15 protein-coding genes are annotated in these 19,735 nt (G+C 47.3%); 11 read left to right on the forward strand and 4 right to left on the reverse strand.

Going from position 1 to position 19,735, the window contains the following annotated elements; all coding sequences use genetic code 11:
• Positions 1-34: 34 nt before the first annotated feature.
• Entirely contained in the window at positions 35-1,384 is a 1,350-nt protein-coding gene (locus GK108_RS22645; RefSeq protein ID WP_163953415.1) for an HTTM domain-containing protein, read from the forward strand.
• The gene (locus tag GK108_RS22650) at positions 1,362-3,782 is read left to right on the forward strand and encodes a TonB-dependent receptor domain-containing protein (RefSeq protein ID WP_163953417.1); all 2,421 of its coding nucleotides are present in this window, start codon (positions 1,362-1,364) and stop codon (positions 3,780-3,782) included. The genes GK108_RS22645 and GK108_RS22650 overlap by 23 nt, the downstream gene beginning before the upstream one ends.
• A 189-nt stretch (positions 3,783-3,971) precedes the next feature.
• On the opposite strand, the gene GK108_RS22655 is transcribed toward GK108_RS22650, so the two are convergent.
• From GK108_RS22655 to GK108_RS22670, 4 genes are all read right to left on the reverse strand, one after another.
• Positions 3,972-5,591: a SulP family inorganic anion transporter gene (locus tag GK108_RS22655; RefSeq protein WP_163953420.1), complete on the reverse strand. Its 1,620-nt coding sequence runs from the start codon at positions 5,589-5,591 to the stop codon at positions 3,972-3,974.
• Positions 5,592-5,627: 36 nt separating this feature from the next.
• A complete protein-coding gene (locus tag GK108_RS22660) occupies positions 5,628-5,921 on the reverse strand; it encodes a hypothetical protein (protein ID WP_163953422.1) in 294 nt (97 codons plus the stop codon).
• A 127-nt stretch (positions 5,922-6,048) separates the two neighbouring features.
• Positions 6,049-7,416, reverse strand: coding sequence for a HAMP domain-containing sensor histidine kinase (locus tag GK108_RS22665; protein ID WP_163953425.1), 1,368 nt, complete (start codon positions 7,414-7,416; stop codon positions 6,049-6,051).
• 2 nt (positions 7,417-7,418) lie between these two features.
• Positions 7,419-8,102, reverse strand: a complete 684-nt coding sequence (locus GK108_RS22670) for a response regulator transcription factor (RefSeq protein ID WP_163953427.1) — start codon at positions 8,100-8,102, stop codon at positions 7,419-7,421.
• Positions 8,103-8,554: 452 nt separating this feature from the next.
• On the opposite strand from GK108_RS22670, the gene GK108_RS22675 reads away from it, so the two are divergent.
• The 9 genes from GK108_RS22675 (at position 8,555) to GK108_RS22715 (ending at position 19,714) form a co-directional block, all read left to right on the forward strand.
• A complete protein-coding gene (locus GK108_RS22675) occupies positions 8,555-9,769 on the forward strand; it encodes a sterol desaturase family protein (RefSeq protein WP_163953429.1) in 1,215 nt (404 codons plus the stop codon).
• A gap of 42 nt (positions 9,770-9,811) precedes the next feature.
• Entirely contained in the window at positions 9,812-10,735 is a 924-nt protein-coding gene (locus tag GK108_RS22680) for a DUF1684 domain-containing protein (protein ID WP_163953431.1), read from the forward strand.
• 17 nt (positions 10,736-10,752) lie between these two features.
• Entirely contained in the window at positions 10,753-11,028 is a 276-nt protein-coding gene (locus tag GK108_RS22685) for a hypothetical protein (protein ID WP_163953433.1), read from the forward strand.
• Between the two features lie 12 nt (positions 11,029-11,040).
• Positions 11,041-12,201 carry a methionine aminotransferase gene (locus GK108_RS22690; RefSeq protein ID WP_163953435.1) on the forward strand — a complete coding sequence of 387 codons (1,161 nt, stop codon included), beginning with the start codon at positions 11,041-11,043 and terminating at the stop codon, positions 12,199-12,201.
• Between the two features lie 22 nt (positions 12,202-12,223).
• The gene (locus GK108_RS22695; protein WP_163953437.1) at positions 12,224-12,772 is read left to right on the forward strand and encodes a carboxymuconolactone decarboxylase family protein; all 549 of its coding nucleotides are present in this window, start codon (positions 12,224-12,226) and stop codon (positions 12,770-12,772) included.
• 3 nt (positions 12,773-12,775) lie between these two features.
• Positions 12,776-13,579 (forward strand): mycofactocin-coupled SDR family oxidoreductase, encoded by an 804-nt coding sequence (locus GK108_RS22700; protein WP_163953439.1) that lies wholly within the window; start codon positions 12,776-12,778, stop codon positions 13,577-13,579.
• A 469-nt stretch (positions 13,580-14,048) separates the two neighbouring features.
• Entirely contained in the window at positions 14,049-17,234 is a 3,186-nt protein-coding gene (locus GK108_RS22705; protein WP_163953441.1) for a SusC/RagA family TonB-linked outer membrane protein, read from the forward strand.
• A gap of 20 nt (positions 17,235-17,254) precedes the next feature.
• Complete coding sequence (locus tag GK108_RS22710; RefSeq protein WP_163953443.1) at positions 17,255-18,739, forward strand: RagB/SusD family nutrient uptake outer membrane protein; 1,485 nt, start codon at positions 17,255-17,257, stop codon at positions 18,737-18,739.
• 252 nt (positions 18,740-18,991) lie between these two features.
• Positions 18,992-19,714, forward strand: coding sequence for a head GIN domain-containing protein (locus GK108_RS22715; protein ID WP_163953445.1), 723 nt, complete (start codon positions 18,992-18,994; stop codon positions 19,712-19,714).
• The last annotated feature ends 21 nt before the right edge of the window (positions 19,715-19,735 follow it).

Here is a 19,735-nt window from a genome sequence, read left to right on the forward strand (position 1 = left end):
AAAAACTTCCCAGCTGAAAACCTGAAAACGCTATATGAAGCCTTACTTCCACCGAACCACTTCAGCGGCACCTTTGGCTCTCTTCCGAATAGCATTTGGCCTGATGTTATTCGGAAGCATTGTTCGTTTCTGGAGCAAAGGCTGGATTAGTGAGCTATATATCAACCCGCGTTTTTTCTTCCCGTTCTATGGCTTTGAGTTTGTCAAACCACTTGGACACAATACGTACGTAGTATTTGCCATTTGTGGCCTATCGGCGCTACTGGTAGCCGTTGGCTTATTCTATCGACTCGCGATAACCAGTTTATTTCTCAGCTTTACGTATATCGAACTGATTGACAAGAGCACGTATCTAAATCATTACTACTTCACCAGTATGATTTGCCTACTGCTCATTGTGCTGCCAGCCCATGCTTACTTCTCCGTCGATGCCTACCGAAATCGGACGTTGCTTTCTGACCAGGTTCCGGCCTGGTGTGTCGACTCACTCAGGCTGTTTGTATCCATTCTGTACGTCTATGCAGGTTTGGCCAAACTAAACAGCGACTGGCTGCTACATGCACAACCGTTACGTATCTGGCTTCCGGCTCATAACGATCTACCAATCCTCGGTTTTCTCTTCAACTACAGTTGGATACCTTATGCATTTAGCTGGTTTGGCTGCCTATATGATCTGAGCATTCCGTTTCTGCTGTGGAACCGGCGAACGCGCCCCTGGGCCTATGCCGCTGTGGTTGGCTTTCATGGGTTAACAGCCCTGCTCTTTCCCATTGGCATGTTCCCTTATATTATGATCGTAACGGCACTGATTTTCTTTTCAGACGATTTTCACATAACCGTGCTTCGTCGGATCGGGTCATGGCTACAGATGCCTGCTCATTTTTTGCGCCCACACCGTTCGTTTACGTATCAGCCCATTGCGGGTCAGACGATACGTAGCCTGCTGGCCATTTTCTTTGTGATTCAGTTCCTGTTTCCATTCCGCTATCTGCTTTATCCGGGCGAGTTGTTCTGGACAGAGCAGGGGTATCGGTTTTCGTGGCGGGTCATGCTGATGGAAAAAGCGGGCTACGCGCAATTTACAGTTAGCGACGACCGGGGCAATCGAACGATTGTCAACAACACGGAATTTCTGACTCCCCTGCAGGAGAAAATGATGTCGACACAACCCGATATGCTGCTGCAATACGCCCACATGCTTCGGGATTATTATGCTCAACATGGTTTTCATGACCCACACGTTTACGTCGACTCCTACGTAGCGCTCAACGGTCGATTGGGAAAACCGCTCGTTGATTCTACAATTGATCTGGCCCGCGAACAGGACACGTTCGCACCCAAATCATGGATTACTTCTCTCGATGATAAAATTTACGGTTTTTAGTTTTTTCTTCCTGGGCATCAGCACAAGCGTTCTGGCTCAGTATCAGCTTTCCGGAACGATAAAAAGCCGACACGATAGCACTGCAGTCGGCGGCTGTACGGTTTATTTAAATGACGGCAAACGTACCACCACAACCGATCAGGCTGGCCGATTCCTGTTTGCCAATTTGTCGGCTGGCGACTATACGATCCACACCAGTTGTACCGACTTTAGAGCAGCCCGACAAACGACAACTGTTTCCGATCACAATCAGCAATTAACCATCTGGATCAGCAATCGGGACGAAACGCTGAACGAAGTGACTGTTACGGATAAACAGTCTGATTTTGGCTTCACCCGGATGCGGGGGGTTGAAAGCATGGGAATATATGAAGGCAAAAAATCTGAAGTGATCATTCCCGACCAACTGGTAGCCAACTTATCGACCAATAATGCCCGCCAGATTTATGCACGCGTGGCTGGACTAAATATTTGGGAAAACGAAGGGGCCGGGCTTCAGCTCAGCGTGGGCGGTCGCGGACTTGACCCAAATCGTAGCTCTAATTTCAATGTTCGTCAGAATGGATACGACATCAGCGCCGATGCGCTGGGCTATCCCGAAAGCTATTACACCCCACCTACCGAAGCCGTTGGCCGCATTCAGATTGTGCGCGGGGCGGCTTCCCTCCAATATGGCACTCAGTTTGGCGGACTGCTCAATTTCGTCATGAAAAAGCCGGCGCAGAATCGGCCCTTTGAGCTGGTCGTTCGGCAGACTGCCGGTTCCTTTGGCTTCTACAATACGTTCACCAGCATCAGTGGAACCGTTGGAAAATTAAGTTATTACTCATTCTTCCAGTATAAGCAGGGCAACGGCTGGCGGCCCAATTCTCACTTTACCAACTACACGGCTTATGCCGATGTAGACTACCGTTTCTCGGAAAAAACAACGCTGGGGTTCGATATGACTCAGATGAGCTATCTGGCGCAACAGCCGGGTGGGTTGACAGACGATATGTTTCGGGCGAATCCTCGCCAGAGTAATCGGGAACGAAACTGGTTTAAGGTCAACTGGACAATGCCCGCCCTTCACCTTGATCATAAGCTGAACGCCAACAATGAAGTAAATGTCCGGCTTTTTGGTCTATATGCCTATCGCTATTCATTAGGATTTCGGCCTAACCGGGTCGCGAGCGTCGACGACAACAGCGAGCGCGATCTGATTAAAGGCGATTTTCAGAACTGGGGTGCCGAAGTGCGGTATCTGAAACGGTATTACGTCGGTAAAAAGCAGGGAGTGCTCCTGGCTGGTAGCCGCTATTATCATGGGTATAATCATAATATTCAGGGGCTGGGCAGTACGGGACGCGATGCCAATTTTACCTTCGTTGATAACCAGCAGGCCATTTTATCAGACTACCAGTTTCCCAACCGAAACGTAGCCCTTTTTGCAGAAAATATTCTTTACCTGGGCGATAAGCTATCGATCACGCCGGGTATCCGGTTCGAATACATTCATACTACTGCCGACGGCTTTTACGGGACTGTTACGCGGGATCTGGCGGGTAATATCATCAATTCGACCCGCACCAATGAATATCGAACCAACGGACGACAGTTTTTACTGGGAGGGATTGGCGTCAGTTATAAACCAACCCGCTCGCTGGATATCTACGGAAACCTGTCCCAAAACTATCGCTCAATCACCTTTAGCGATATGCGTATTGCGAATCCCTCGTCGGTCATCGATCCTAATTTGCAGGACGAAAAAGGCTACTCGCTTGATGTGGGGATACGTAGCACACAAACCACGCTGTATAATTTCGATGTCAGCGCCTTTTATCTCAACTATAACAACCGTATTGGCGAAGTTCAGTTCTACGATGAACAGGATCGGGTTCTTCGTCGTCGGGGCAATATTGGTCAGGCAATTATCATGGGGATTGAATCCTACGCCGAAGCCGATTTCCTCCGACTGGCCAATCCTGCCAATCAGCACCTGAGCGGGGTTGTTTTTGCGAACGTAGCATTGATTCATTCGGAATACAGAGCCAGCGAAATTGTAGGCGTAGCGGGCAACCAGGTCGAGTTTGTGCCGGATGTGAACCTGAAAAGCGGGCTTCGATTAGGCTATAAAAATCTGAAAGCTTCTTTTCAATATACCTATCTGTCTGACCAGTTTTCCGACGCAACGAATGCCCGCAATGGCGGGGTTTCGGCCGTTATCGGTCTTATTCCGGCTTACGCGATCATGGATGCCAGTTTATCCTATCAGTTCAGTAAGTTTCGGATTGAGACCAGCCTGAATAATCTGGCCAACCGCGCCTATTTTACCCGACGGGCTACCGGCTACCCCGGCCCCGGTATTTTACCCTCCGATGGACGTAGCGTCTACGTAACGATCCAGGTAAAACTGTAGTTGTTCAGTACCCCAAAAGCAAACCTCCCAGAAGACATTCCGGGAGGTTGCGAATCGAGCTTTTGGCAAGAGAGAATATGATGTCGGGAGCAAAGAGAGTCAGCAGGTAATTGGGTAAAGTTAATGATAACAGAACGGCACGCATCGTCTACTTATCACTAGTTTACCCAATTACCTGCTTCTCTACAGCTAGTCGAAAACTTCCAATTCGACCTCAGAACGTGAGTACCTGATCTGGAAATCTTCATCCCGATTTTCTAAAAACACAAGCTGAATGTTACGTTGGTTGGCCGCCATCCCAAAATTCCGAATGGCCTGAATGACGTCTGAATCAATAAACGAAGACGACGTAGCGTCGATCTCCAGAATCGAATTGTCGGGCACATTTTTCAACAGTTTCATCAGACGAGCCTTGCTCAGGAACGATACGTGGTCGCCGAGCTTTACGTAGATGTGCGTTCTATCGCTGTCACTGTCCCAGTTCGTACGAACGCGGTGGGCATTCAGGTAGTGAGCACGCAGGATGAAGAATATACCTGCTACCATGCCGATTGCAATTCCGGTCAGCAGATCGGTCAGCAAAATAGCTATAACCGTCACCAAAAATGGAATGAATTTCTCGATTCCCTCCGCAAAAACGCCTTTGATAATGTCAATACGCGACAGCTTGTAGCCCGTTACCAACAGAATCGAAGCCAGGCTAGCCCAGGGCATTTTATTCAATAATGTCGGCAACGTAACAACACATACCAATAGCAACGTACCGTGGACCAGAGCCGCTAGTTTGGTCCGTGCGCCAGCATTAATACTGACCGAACTCCGCACAATAACTGATGTCAGCGGAATACCGCCTATCATACCACTAACCAGATTGCCAATTCCCTGCGCTTTAAGCTCATGGTTGGTTGGTGTTTTCCGTTTCAACGGATCCAGCTCATCAGAAGCCTCGATAGCCAGAAGAGCTTCCAGACTAGCCACCAGGGCAATCGCTACAGCGGATGTATAGACCAGTGGGTTGTTCCACTGCGAGAAATCGGGAAATGTAAATAGGTTGAGAAAGGCGGCCGCACTTTCCGGAACGGGCAACTGCACCAGATGGTTGCCACGTAACGCCCATGCTGGAAAGCTACTACGCACGAGTTCATTGATACAAATCCCCAGCACAACTACCACCAACGCAGCTGGTACGTTCTTGATAATGGGGTGCTGACGTAGCGTTGGGCGCTCCCAGATATAAAACACGGCCAAGGACAAGATCGAGATCAAAATGGCAACTCCACTAAACTGGCTGATGGCCATGTGCAGCTGTTCGATGATGTTAAACCCGCCGGGCTGGAAAAGAGCCAATCCTTCGGCGGCATCAGCGTCATACCCAACCAAATGCGGCAACTGCTTGATGATTAAAATAATGCCAATACCAGCCAGCATTCCCTTTATCACCGAAGACGGAAAGAAATTACTGACCATACCCGCTTTGGCAAAACCCAGCCCAATCTGGAGAAGTCCAGCGATACAGGTAGCCAGCAAAAAGGCCGGAAACGATCCAAGCGCCTGAATAGCGCCCAAGGTTACGATAATTAACCCAGCCTCTGGCCCTGAAATACTCAGGGACGATCGGCTAAAGGCCCCCACAACCAGACCGCCCACGATTCCGGCAATAATGCCCGCAAACAGTGGAGCGCCCGAAGCCAGTGCTATGCCTAAGCACAAAGGCACTGCAACCAGAAACGAGATAGCCCCGCCCCGAATGTCGCCTTGTATATTACTCAGGTCCAGGCCAAAAAAAACCTTCTTTTGTGTATTTGTCATTACGTGTCGTTGAGTTTTAACTGCTCAAGTTTCCTTCTACAATTCGTTCGAAGCAATCGTCTCTGGCCGTACATCAGTGTTTTGAACGGTTGATACGTCTGGATTTTCAGAGTTTTCCAGCTTGCGCAGGCGCTCCTCTAAGCGTCTTTTTTCAATCAGTAATGAATCCACACGGCGGCTTTCGGCCTTGTATTGAGCGCGGTACCATTTTCCCTGCTGTCGTTGCTGTTGATAATCAACATATCGGTTAAAGGCAATACAGCTAACAATGAGTCCCCATACGGTGAGCCAATTGACTAATTTTCCGGTTCTTCTACCATTGTTGTACATGACTCAAACTGATTCTATCAGTGGATAGAGTTTCTTACCCAACAAAGTTAAAATCCAGAATAACCACAAGAATTAGTGATCTGTTAGAAGGTAATGAGAAACCAATTAGAAGTCGATTAGAAATCGATTAGAAACGCTTGGGTAACCGTACGCTGAAGGTAGTGCCTTTGTTAATCTGCGACGCTACGTTGATATGGCCGTGGTGTAACTGAATAATCCGATACGTTAAGGGCAGGCCAACGCCGTGCCCATGTATGCGCTTGACATTTTCGGCCCGGAAGAATGGTTCGTAAATGCTTTTGATATCTGATTCCAGAATACCAACGCCTTCGTCTTTAATTTCAACAGCTACCCAGCGCTCGTTAGCGCTGAGCGTAACCTCTACTCGTTTATTGTCGGAAAACTTACAGCCATTCTCCATCAGGTTGAAGAACGCAGAATAGAGCAATGATTTATTCCCTTCAATAGTCAGTGAGGGCTGAACTTGCTCCACCTTTCCATCAAAGGAGAAAACCACCGAGTAGTCCGACTGCCGGTTCATGAGCATCTGCGAAGCCTGATAAATAACTTCATCAATGGATACTTCACTGAATTTCAACGGCGTAGACTCAAGACTTACCAACGTCAGCTCCAGTAAATTATTGGTCAGCTTGTTCATCCGCTGGATCACTTCGAGTACCGATTTCCACTTCGCTTCGTGTTCCTCAACCGTACGTCGCTTCAGCAATGTTATTTCTATTTGACCGGTAATAATGGTGAGCGGAGTACGGAGTTCATGCGAGGCATTCGACACAAAATTGCGCTGCATCTCGAACCCTTCCTGGACCCGGTCGAGCATCAGGTTGAAGGTATGGGCCAGTTTGGCAATTTCGTCGCTGTCGTTCCCAGCCGTAACGCGCTGATTCAGGTTGGAAGCGGTTATACGATCAACCTGCCGGATCACGTCAGAAATAGGACGTAACGATCGGCCAGCGTAGGCCCAGCCAACGGCACCCATCAAGGCCAGACTACAGATCAGGCCAATAACCATGATCGTCCCGAGGTGCTGCATCTCCTCCAGACCGTACTGGTCGTAAGCTGAGGCTACCAGAATATATTCCCGATTGTTATGCCGATGAATAAACCCGACGATTTCTTTTCGTTTCTGTCGAAAGAAGACCTCTTTCTTTTTACGAATCTGATTGAGAGCCTCGGGTTTTATGATCGCGCTATCCCGTGTTGCGTAGACCATTTGGTTATCCTGATCATACACATTGATCTGCTCTTCGGGGAGAGCCGTGAGGTTGTTTTGTTCGATAATCCGCAACTGACGGGTCGTAATTTCGTCTTCGTCGAGCAGCAGGCGGGCTGTTGTTCGGGCCTTATCGCTCAATCGCAGATAAAAATCGCGTTGCCGGTAATATTCGGAAGTAGCGTAAACAATACAGGAAAATAGAACCAGAATGCCTGCAACAACCCCAACAAAGGTCAATGAAAGGCGGGCACGGATTTTCATGGCTAATCGTCAGTGGCTTGCATAATGTACCCTATGCCGCTAATGGTATGAATCAGTTTCAGCGGGAAATCCTTATCTATTTTTTTGCGCAGATAATTGACATATACGTCCACTACGTTGGTGCCCGTGTCGAAATTCAGATCCCAGACGTGTTCAGTAATTTCATTACGGGTCAGGGCGCGATTCTGATTTTTAAGAAAAAACTCCAGCAGCGCTAACTCTCTGGCTGTCAACAATATCTTATGATTCCCCCGGCGTACTGTTTTGCTCTGTTGATTCAATTCCAGATCGGCAATTTTAAGAATCTGCGGCTCTGCTGTCTGGTTGGCGTTACGTCGGGTTAAGGCTCGCAAACGCGCTACTAACTCCCTGAATTCAAAGGGTTTCACCAGATAGTCGTCGGCGCCGGCATCAAAGCCACTTAGCTTATTATCCGTACTACCTAACGCGGTCAGCATTAGGATTGGCAGATTCTCGTAGCGGTTACGAATCATCCGACATAAATCAAATCCGTTAATGATAGGCAGATTTACGTCGAGAACTACGATATCATACTCATTTTCGGCCAGCTTGTGCTGAGCTTCCATAGCGTCACCAGCCGTATTGGCAACGAATCCGTAATCCTCTAACCCCGTTTTTATAAGCGACGCCACCTCCCATTCATCCTCAACGATTAAAACCCGCATAGTATCTAGTATCGAATAGAAGTCTCGCTATAAGGCCAAGCTGTCCGATTAAAGCAGCTAACCTTGGTTGTTTACTATAACAGTCTGAATAAGCCGCCCTAGTTCCCCACCACCAGAATAAGTTATTAACGGCTTCCGCTGCCCAATCCGCCTTAGTTGTCCGGTTTTCTTTTGCAGCTATACACCCTAACTCAATTGCGGTTCAGTTGGCCATTATCGGTAATCAGTCGAGTCGTAATTCTAAAAAAATAAGCATCGTAAATTGCTTCACGACTAAAAACCAATAAGTTTGCGAAAAATCTCTTTTTATTTAACCGAAAAGAATACTTATCCTATAGACAATAATCATTAAAAGTATATAAAATGGCGACTGAGCCATACCAATACGTCAGGAGATCCATAGCCCTTTCTCCTGTTTTTACCTTACTAAAATCAACCAGTAATTGATCTATATGCACATTAATTGGCTTGCCTTTGCGGTTCCTTTCTTCCTGTTTTTTATTGGACTGGAATACATTGTTTCAAGATGGCAGAAGAAAACGTATTTTTCATTTAACAACTCTGTTGCGAATCTCAACGTCGGGATTGCCGAACGGCTAATTGACAGTTTTACGGTCGGGGTATTTTATTTCGTTTACGATTATCTGCACCGACACTACGCCATTTTTGACATTAAATCGAACGCCTGGACCTGGATATGCCTTCTTCTGGCAACCGACTTTGTCTGGTACTGGTATCATAGGCTGGCTCATGAAATCAATGTATTCTGGGCGGTTCACGTCGTACACCATCAGAGTGAAGATTTCAATTATACGGTTTCGGCCCGGATCACGGTTTTTCAGGCCATCGTCCGTACTGGTTTCTGGTCGGTGCTACCTATTATTGGCTTTCCCGCTGAAATGATTACAACTATGCTGCTGGTACACGGTCTGTATCCCTTTTTCATTCATACACGTACCGTTGGAAAACTCGGCTGGCTTGAATACGTATTTGTTACGCCCTCCCATCACCGTGTTCACCACGCCAGTAATCCCGACTATCTGGACAAAAACTACGGTGACGTATTTATCTTCTGGGATAAATTGTTTGGTACGTTTATCGAAGAAAAAGAGGAGCCTGTTTATGGCTTAACCAAACAGCTCGACAGCCATAGTTTTCTCTGGCAACAGTTCCACTTTCTGCTTGAGCTGCTAACTCAGGTTCACCGAACACCAGGGATACAGGCCAAAATCAAACTCCTGTTCGATAAACCCGACGCTGTTGATCCAACGATCCGTAACGGTTTAGAGGCCAAGTTGCTGCTACGTTCCTCGGTGCGTGCCTCTAGCCGACGATTTAAAGGGTACGTCGTCGGTCAACTCACGGGTATTTTGCTAATTTTATTCAGCTATCTGCTTTTTGAAGACTATGTGTCCTGGCCCCTGAAAATCAGTATAGCCCTATTCATTCTGCTGACTCTGATCAACTGCGGTGCTTTGCTCGAGCAACGACAGTGGGTATTGTATCCAGAAATAGCCCGACTAGCTGTGCTCTGGCTTGGTCTGTACATCCTTCTGGGCGATCCAATGCTGATTATTCTGGCCTACATAGGCGGTTTATCTGTCTGGGCTTACTTCTCGCTCATACAGAAACGCTACTTCCGACTGGTATATGGCATTGCCCATTAAGCTGAACCAATTCGTCAACCATAAACTACAACTTGAAAAACTATGAAACGAAAATCACTCTCCTCTACCCTCCTTTACGCGCGCTGGGGCTCAGCTATCGGCTTGGGTCTGGCCATCGCTCTAAGCGGCTTTCGGGTTGCCGATGATCCGGCCTATCGCCAAAAAATAAATGAGTGGCATCAGGAGCGTATTACGTCCCTGAAAAGCGAGAACGGCTGGCTCAATCTGGCGGGTTTGTTCTGGCTGTCGGAGGGAAAAAACTCACTTGGCCGTGGCACAGACTTCGACATTGCTTTTCCCGTGGCCGATGCTCCGGCCGATTTGGGAAAGCTTTATCTCGAAAAAGGCATTGTGCGCTTTGTCCCTGCTAAAGGAGCAACCGTATCGGCCAACAACACTCCAGTAACTGAATCAACCGTTATTTTCAAACCAGACGAAAAGCCGGTAACGTTAGCTCACGGCTCATTACGTTGGTTTATTATTAAACGCGGGGATAAATACGGCATTCGGTTGCGCGACCTGAACAGTCCATACTTACAGGAGTTTCAGGGCGTAGAGCGTTTCCCTGTCGATCAAAGCTGGCAGGTCAAAGCTCGCGTTGAAAAGCCTGCAACGCCCAAAACTATCCCCATTCTCGATGTGCTTGGCCTCACCTCGCAACAACCTCTGGCTGGTACACTCGTTTTTGAACGAAACGGTCAAACGTATCGGCTAGACGCCGTTGGCGAAGGTCAGAAGCTCTTTATCCTGTTTGGCGACGCGACCAATACGCATGAAACCTATGGGTCAGGCCGATTTTTGTATGCCGACAAACCAGGCCCCGACGGCACTACGGTTCTTGATTTTAACCAGGCCATCAATCCTCCATGCGCCTTTACACCCTACGCTACGTGCCCACTGCCACCCAAGCAAAACAAGCTGACACTGACTGTCAACGCGGGCGAAAAACGATACGGCGATCATTGATACACGATTTAACAACTATGCGTAGCGACCAGAACCCCAATCCGGAAACTCGTTTTCATAACCTAACGTATCAGGATCAGTTGGATGCCGTCTGGCAGCAGGGACACCTACTGGTAACGCGACAAATACCTGGCTTCTGGCTCCATCTCTACGCGGTGAATACCTTTTTTGTAGAAATCTGGATTTGCCAGCGTACCTATACTGTTACGTTATTGCGTGTACTGAACCAACCGAACGATCTGGACCCCTATTTGTATTTCGTTCAACTGTCATTACACGAGCTATTGCCCTGATAAATCGTATTCATGAACACAAGTACAAAAGCCGGGCTTCAATCGAAGCTTCCGCACGTTGGGACAACTATTTTCACCGTCATGTCAAAACTGGCGGCCGAACATAATGCCATTAATTTATCGCAGGGATTTCCTGGTTTTGACTGTTCGCCCGAACTCGTTTCGCTGGTAGAGCGCTATCTGCGAAACGGATTCAATCAATACGCACCCATGACCGGCGTTCCGGCACTACGTGAAATTCTTGCCCAAAAAACCGCTGACCTCTACGGCGTTACGTACGACCCGGAAACGGAAATTACTGTTACGTCTGGCGCCACCGAAGCGCTATTTGCTGCCATTACGGCAGTGGTACGTCCAGGGGATGAAGTCATTGTTTTTGAACCCGCTTACGACAGCTATGTTCCAGCGATAGAATTAAACGGTGGTATCCCGGTATACGTTACGTTAACTCCTCCCGATTATACGGTTGACTGGGAAACGGTACGTCAGAAAATAACCGACAAGACTCGTCTTATCCTGGTCAATACGCCCCATAATCCAACCGGACGGGTCTGGACGGCCGACGATCTTCAGCAACTGGCCAATCTGGTTCACGATCGCGACATCTGGATTGTCAGCGATGAGGTCTACGAACATATTGTGTTTGACCAGCATACTCATCTGTCGCTTATGACTCACCCGGTTCTTCAGGAGCGAACATTTGTTGTCGGTTCATTTGGGAAAACGTTTCACATCACGGGCTGGAAAGTTGGGTACTGCTTTGCGCCAAAAGAACTGACCACTGAGTTCAGGAAAGTACATCAATACCTGACCTTCAGCACCGTAACGCCTATCCAGCACGCACTGGCTGACTATTTAAAAAATCCCGAACACTACCAACAATTGCCTAACTTTTACCAGCGCAAACGGGATCTGTTTCTGGAAGGGCTTCGGCAATCGCGTTTTACGATTAAACCAGCGGAAGGCAGCTTCTTCCAGACTGTGTCATACGCTTCCATCACCGATGAGCCTGATTATGAGCTGGCCGTCCGGTTAACAAAAGAAATTGGCGTAGCTTCTATTCCGGTATCGGTGTTCTATCGTCAGAAAAATGATTATCAAATGCTGCGTTTTTGCTTTGCCAAAGACGACGCTATTTTATTGGATGCTGCCGAACGATTGAGTAAACTGTAAGTAACTTTTAAAATCTCGACGCATGCCCCGTATTACTCCCCTACCAGCCGATGAGACAACGCCTGACGTACAGGCAGCTTTTGATGAACACGTTGCTGATTATGCCGGCAGTCGTATTACGAATATGAAAGCAACGCTAGGACGTTCGCTGCTGGCGTTTCAGGTCTATATGCAATGGTATCCATTGTATGAAGAAGTAAAAAAAATTCTTGGCGACAGGCTGGCGTACCTGTTTGCTCACGCCATTTCAGAAGGTTCCAATTGCCCGCTCTGCACTACGTTCTTCCGGCGAATAATTATTGACAATGGTGAGAAACCAGAGGATATCCAGTTGACGAATCATGAGCAGGCGGTTATTAATTTCGGCAGCGCTATTGCCCAAAACAAGGGAGAGATTCCTGATGCGCTCTATGAGCCGATTGCGGAGCAGTACACCGACCAGCAGGTGGTCATTTTAGTGGCTTTTGCCGGTCAGATGATCGCTACCAATGTATTCAATAACGTATTGAACGTAACGATTGACGACTACCTATACCCCTATCTTCCATTAACCCAGCCCAACCAGCCGTAACTTATGCCTGATTTTACGAACAACGTAGCGTTTATTACCGGAGCGGCTCATGGTCAGGGTCGGGCTGTAGCCGTAGCACTCGCCAAAGAAGGTGCTGCTATAGTTGCTTTCGATATAGCCAGGCCTTTGTCGTACCCTGGATATAGCCTTGGTTCAGAAAGCGATTTAACTTCCCTTCAACGGGAGATCGAATCACTCGGCGTGGGATGCCTTACCGTTCAGGGAGACGTACGCGTGAACGACGATATCAAACAGGCGGTTCAGTTAGCCATTACGACTTTCGGCCGGATTGATATTCTCTTCAATAACGCCGGAATTTGTGCCTATGGTCTCGCCCACGAACTTCCCGAAGAAGAATGGGATGCCATGCTCGATATTAATTTAAAGGGGGCCTGGTTAGTGGCTAAGCATATTATTCCGATTATGATCCAGCAGAAATCGGGGGTTATTATCAACAACTCATCGATTGCCGGACTAAGGGGTATGAACCGGTTAAGTCACTACGCGGCTTCAAAATGGGGGCTTGTCGGGCTGACAAAATCGTGGGCGATTGAGCTGGCACCACACAATATTCGGGTTAATTCTATTCATCCTACGGGTGTCAACACACCCATGAACGACGGTTTAGCAGCGCTGGAAGGAACTACTACCCAGGAAATCGCCGAGCGATCGGCCGGCAATCTTCTTTCCGTGCCGTGGGTTGAGCCTGAAGACGTATCAAATATGGTTCTCTATCTGGCATCCGACAAAGCACGCTACGTAACAGGATCGCAGTTTGTAGTAGATGCCGGTTTGTTAACAAGGTAAATCCTCCATTCTATAGCATTTTTTTAAAAGCTATTTGAACTCACAACTTTCTTCTCTCCCTCTAGCTAGAATATCTTACAATATTACAATTTTAAGGATACGAATGGATAGCGTCAGTCTAATCTAAAACTAGTAGCGGTATTAGTAAAACTACCCTGTTATTTAGGTACACATATTTATAAATTTAGATACTTATATGTCACTCAGAGTTATATATACTGTATATGACTGTATAACAGCGAAGTACCAGACCATCATTTACTAACAGCAGCGGAGCAGTCATAAAATGTAGTTATTGTATATAAACACTAAATTATATACTTAATTTCCCTGACAGGATGTTCATTTATTATCCCTCATAAGAATATCACAAAAAATCCTTTGGCAACAATTGATTATATAGAATTCCATGTACTAACTTTGTAACCCGTTTACGGAAATTTTATTTTTTTCTAACAACTACTGTTTTATGCGCAAAATTTTATTAGGAAGCTGGCTGCTTTCACTGCTATTCTGTTTGCCTGCGCTGGCTCAGGATGTAACAGTAAGTGGTCGCGTAACTTCATCAGACGATGGTTCTCCTCTTCCAGGAGTGACCATTCAGGTAAAAGGAGGCAATCGGGGTACAAATACGGATGCCCAGGGTAATTATCGGATCTCAGCTCCGTCCAATGCTCAGTTAGTCTTTAGCTTCATCGGCTACACAACGCAGGAAGTCGCAGTCAACAATCGTTCTACGCTGAACGTAGCACTAGCTGGCGACTCTCAACAACTAAATGAAATCGTTGTTATTGGTTATGGTACCCAAACCAAACGGGATGCAACAGGTAGTATTGGTTCTGTAAAAGGATCGGCTATCGCTAACATGCCAATCCAGAGCTTTGAAGCCGGTCTGGCCGGACGTACAGCCGGGGTTCAGATTACGGTTCCGAACGGTGTATTGAACAACCCTCCTGTTTTCCGGATCCGGGGTACAAACTCGATCTCATTAAGCTCACAGCCTTTAATCGTTGTTGATGGCGTTCCTACATTCACGGGGGATTATTCTTCGACAAGTGCTCCAGCTAACCCACTGGCCAGTATCAACCCAAATGATATCGAGAGCATGGACGTAGCTAAAGATGCTGCTGCTACGGCGATCTATGGTTCTCGGGCTGCCAATGGCGTTGTATTCATCACGACGAAGCGTGGTAAAGCAGGTGCTCTTAAAGTGAATTACGATGGCTGGGTTGGTTTTTCAAATGCCTACCGTTTGCCAGAAATGTTAAATGCCCAGGAATATATAAGCTTTAAATCCCAGGCCGTAGCTAATAACCCTACTGCCAGCGCGATCAAGTACACGCAGACGAATGATGCCAACGGCAAACCAATCGACACTCGGTGGTACGATCAGGTTTACAGACAGGGCGTATCGCATAACCATAACATCAATCTGTCTGGCGGCTCAGAAAAGACCAACTACTATTTCTCACTGGGCTATTCGAACCAGGAAGGTATTCTGAAAAAGAATGACTTCCAACGTATCAATACGTTGTTTAACGTAGATAGCAAACTCAGCAAGCTATTTACGATTGGTGGTAAAATTTCGTACTCGAACGAGCAAAACCTTGCAGCTACCTCATCAGGCTCCTTGTATGGCGAAGCATTCAATACGGGTGGATTAGGCCGTCTGGCGGTTGTTCTGCCTCCAATTCTGGCTCCATACAACAACGATGGTTCATACAATACCAATGGTCCAGCTATCGGTTCGGCCAACAACATCAGTGGCATCAGTACGCTATCGTACTACAACCCTGTTGTGAGCCTCGAGAATAACCGCTCTAACTCGGAAAGCAATCACATCCAGTCGAATGCATACCTCCAGTTCAAGCCACTGGACTGGATTACCCTAAGAAGTAGCTACGGTATCGATTATCTGTTTGTTAACAACGATATTTTCTGGTCGCCCAAAGGGGGAGATGGCTTCAGCTACAATGGGTATGGCAGCGCTATTAATGGTAACTACAAAACATGGGTATGGACAAACACCGCCCAGTTTGATAAGACCTTTGCTGGTAGCCACAATCTAAGCTTGCTGGTTGGTCAGGAGCAACAGCGTCGTACATCGCGCGCTTTTGGTATCAACCGTCAGGGATTGTCGGATGCTGCTTACACCCAGATCCAGGCAGGTTGGGTGACGAATAACCCTACTGGCATGAGTTATGGTGAGAACTACCTGCTATCAGGTTTTGGCCGCTTAAACTATAACTTCAAAGAAAGATATTTCTTAAGCGCCAATATTCGTCAGGATGAATACTCCGCATTAGGGCAGAAAAAAGGTACATTCTGGGGCGCATCGGCAGGTTGGGAAATTACCCAGGAAGGCTTCTGGAAAGCGGCTCGTCTGGACAATGTGTTCAGCAGCTTCAAAATCCGGGGTAGCTATGGTAAAGTGGGTAATATTGGCGGTATTGGCGACTATACGCCTTACTCTACCTATGCTTCTGGCTTATACGGTGGTGCTTCTACTCTTTATTTCTCGAACGCCGGTAATCCAAATCTGACATGGGAAACCAGTACGAAAACAGATGTTGGTTTCAACTTTGGTTTATTTAATGACCGGATTACGGGAGAAGTTGCCTACTACAAAAATGATATCAACAATCTGATTCTATACGTAGCACAGGCTCCTTCGGCTGGACTTCCAACAAACCCACCTCAAAACATCGGTACGATGTATAACAAAGGGTTAGAGTTTTCGGTGAATGCCCGCGTAATCAACGGCAGAAACTTCCAGTGGAATTCGAACTTCAACATCACCTTCAATAAAAACGAAGTCACCTCACTGGCTCCTGGTTTGAACGTTCTTCAAACCACCATTGGTGGATCGACCGGCCTTGAGACCGTTAACCAAACCGCTCCAGGGTATTCGTTAGGTCAATTGTTTGTTGTCCGCACCAATGGTGTTGATCCAGCAACGGGAAAACGGATTTTCGTGAACTCGGCTGGCCAGAACGTATACTATCAGTACTACGCTCCTACCGGACAGTTTAACTATTCGACAACGCCAGACGGCACCACGAGATACGTTAGCCCAACCGGCGGTACCAGCATTACGCAGGCGGCTGATGGTGTTATGTATGCCAATGTACTTCCCAAGCAATATGGTGGCTGGGACAATACATTCAAATACAAAAACTTCGATCTGAGTGTGCTGATGACCTACCAACTAGGCTTCTATGTATACTATGGAACGAATGCAGGTCTGCACGATCAGCGTTGGTGGAATAACCACAGAGATGTGTTAACGGATGCCTGGGCGAAAGAAGGCGATACCGGCAAGAAGTATGCGAAGCCTGTTTATGGCGACAACGTATCAAATGGTTCGTCAATGCCGCTGGACATCAATGTGTTTAGAGGTGATTTCCTACGTCTGAGAAGTGTTTCGTTAGGCTATACACTGCCTGCATCGCTAACATCGAAAGCAAGAATCAGCAATTTGCGGGTTTATGTAAGCGGCCAGAACCTTGGCCTCGTGACGAAATATCCAGGTCCAGATCCAGAAGTATCGTCGAACGGAGCGAATAGCAACAATAGTACGTCGTCTCAGGGCGTCGACAGAAATACGATTGGTAATGCTCGCACGATCACGGTTGGCTTACGCGCTGGTTTCTAATTCATTACGGCAAAGATTTCATGAAAAAGAAAATTATATATTCGGCAGCATTATGCCTAATTAGCTGGGGATTCAGCGGCTGTAACCGGGATCTACTTTCTCCGATTCCCCAGGACTCAGTAGCCGATGTTTCGGCATTCAGCACAGTATCTCGCATACAGACCCAATTACTTTCCTTGTATGGCGGCACTGGAGGTCTGAAAGATGGTAACGTATATGGCGGTCGTTACGTAATATACGGCGATATCCGGGGCGAAGATTTCATTAATGAAACGAGCAACCTGGTTACTGGTTCTGACGTGTGGGCTCTTAACCCTACTAACAGTGCCACAGCCGTTTCTACTCTATGGAATTCCGCTTATCTGGCAATCAACAAGTGTAACATCTTCCTGGATGGTATGGCTGCTGGTGGCACAGCTGTAGTAGGCGCGGATTTGGGCAATCAGTACATTGCTGAAGCCAAATTGATTCGTGGCTTACTTTACTACAGCCTGCTTCAGTACTATGCCCGCCCCTACCCAGATGGAAACGGGAACAAACCCGGCCTTCCACTACGTCTAACGGGTATAAAAGGAGCCGGTCAATCGAATCTGGCCAGAAGCACTGTAGCAGAAGTATACGCGCAGGTCCTTAAAGATCTGAACGAAGCCGAAGCAGGACTCCCCTCAACCTATACAGCAGCAGCTGATCGGGTTACAAGAGCTCATAAGAATACGGCAATCGCGCTAAAAACCCGCGTTTATCTGAGCATGCAGAATTATGCCGCTGTAGTTACAGAAGCAAATAAAATTGTTAGTGCTGCTGCTCCGTTTACATCAGCTTCGGGCGTAGCTCATGCGCTCCAGCCCGATATCACGACTGTGTTTACGACCTATACAACGTCGGAGTCTATCTTCTCGATGCCAATGACGACCACATCCGGTGATTTTCCTGGCACCCAGAATCAGTTAGGTTATTACTATTCACCAACATCTGCCAATGGCGGTGTTGGCAATGGTGAATATTCACTGAATCCGAATGGTATTGTTTCGAACCCAAGCTGGACAGCAACCGATAAGCGTCGCTCATTCCTGAAGCAATCGGGTACAACAACGGTAAAGAACTGGCTTAACAAGTATAAAACCATTAGCCCGTATACTGATTATGTCCCTGTTATTCGCTATTCTGAGGTATTGTTGAACCTGGCAGAAGCTAAAGTTCGCAGTGGTAATACGGTCGACGCTCAGTCTGTAGCCCTGTTGAATGCCGTTCGGAATCGTTCGGATGCAGCAACAACCTATACGGCTGCTAACTTCGCTACGCCTACGGATTTGATTAACGCCATCCTGCTGGAACGGCGCATTGAATTCATGGGCGAAGGGCTACGTAATAATGACTTGATGCGCCTGTTACAAACCATTCCGGCTAAAGGAACAGCTCAGGCTAAAACGCCTTCGGATAATGGGTATATCTGGCCAATTGCAGCGCAGGAGTTAGCGCTGAATAGGCTCATGACGGACAATTAGTCAACTTCGGTTCTGCATAAACAAACAGCCACCTTACGTAAGGTGGCTGTTTGTTTATGCATGGCCATACAGAGAAGACCGAACTGGCAGGGAAAGAGCTCAGGGTAATTTAGGATTGCACAATCTGACCTTTCCTCTGCAAAAGGCCGCAAATAGCCGTGTAAGAAAGTGATGTATTTCCAACGAAACCCGTACAATAGTTAGAGATTGAGGATTTATCTTTAGTGATCCCTTAAACACACAGTACGACTTATGAAAACATTACTAATTTGTTTTGCGCTGACCGTTACAACATTTCTCAGTCGCACAGCCCATGCTCAGGACGGTGTTGTTGGCAACGGAACCATTGTAAAACAACAGCGACGAATCAGTAGCTTCCATAAACTAGCGGTACGCATTGGCATGCGGGTTCGGATCACGCCAGGAAACGTAGCAGAAGCCGAGCTGGAAGGCGAAAGCAATGTGCTGGAACACGTCATAACGCAGGTAAAAAATGGCGAACTGACCGTGATGCTGAATGATAATGTGCGCTTTAAAAACACAAAAGGTGTAACCGTTACGATTCACGTACCAAACCTGGATCAGGTCATGGTTAGTACTGGCTGCTCTGTTCAATCCGACGTATCAATCAAGGCAACGAATCTGATAGCTAGTGTAGAAACCGGCAGCACATTAACAGCCCCGATCTCGGCAAAAACACTTAAGCTGACCGTTAAAGAAGGGTCAAAAGCCAGTTTGCAGGGTACAGCTACCGATGCTACTATTCGTCTGTCAGGAGCCGGAAAGCTAGACGCCAACAAATTAACCCTCGATGTTGCCGACATTAAACTAGACGGAGCAAGCCAGGCTACCATCCACGTAACAAAAACATTAGCGGCTTCTGCCGATGGCGTTAGTTCTCTAACGTACTCGGGTAATCCAACGGTTACTCAACAAGAAACATCGGGGATGTCGAAAATCCGCAAACAGCGTTAAACAATACCCATTCATTCCGGC

Source organism: Spirosoma terrae (assembly GCF_010435915.1).
GTDB lineage: Bacteria > Bacteroidota > Bacteroidia > Cytophagales > Spirosomataceae > Spirosoma > Spirosoma terrae.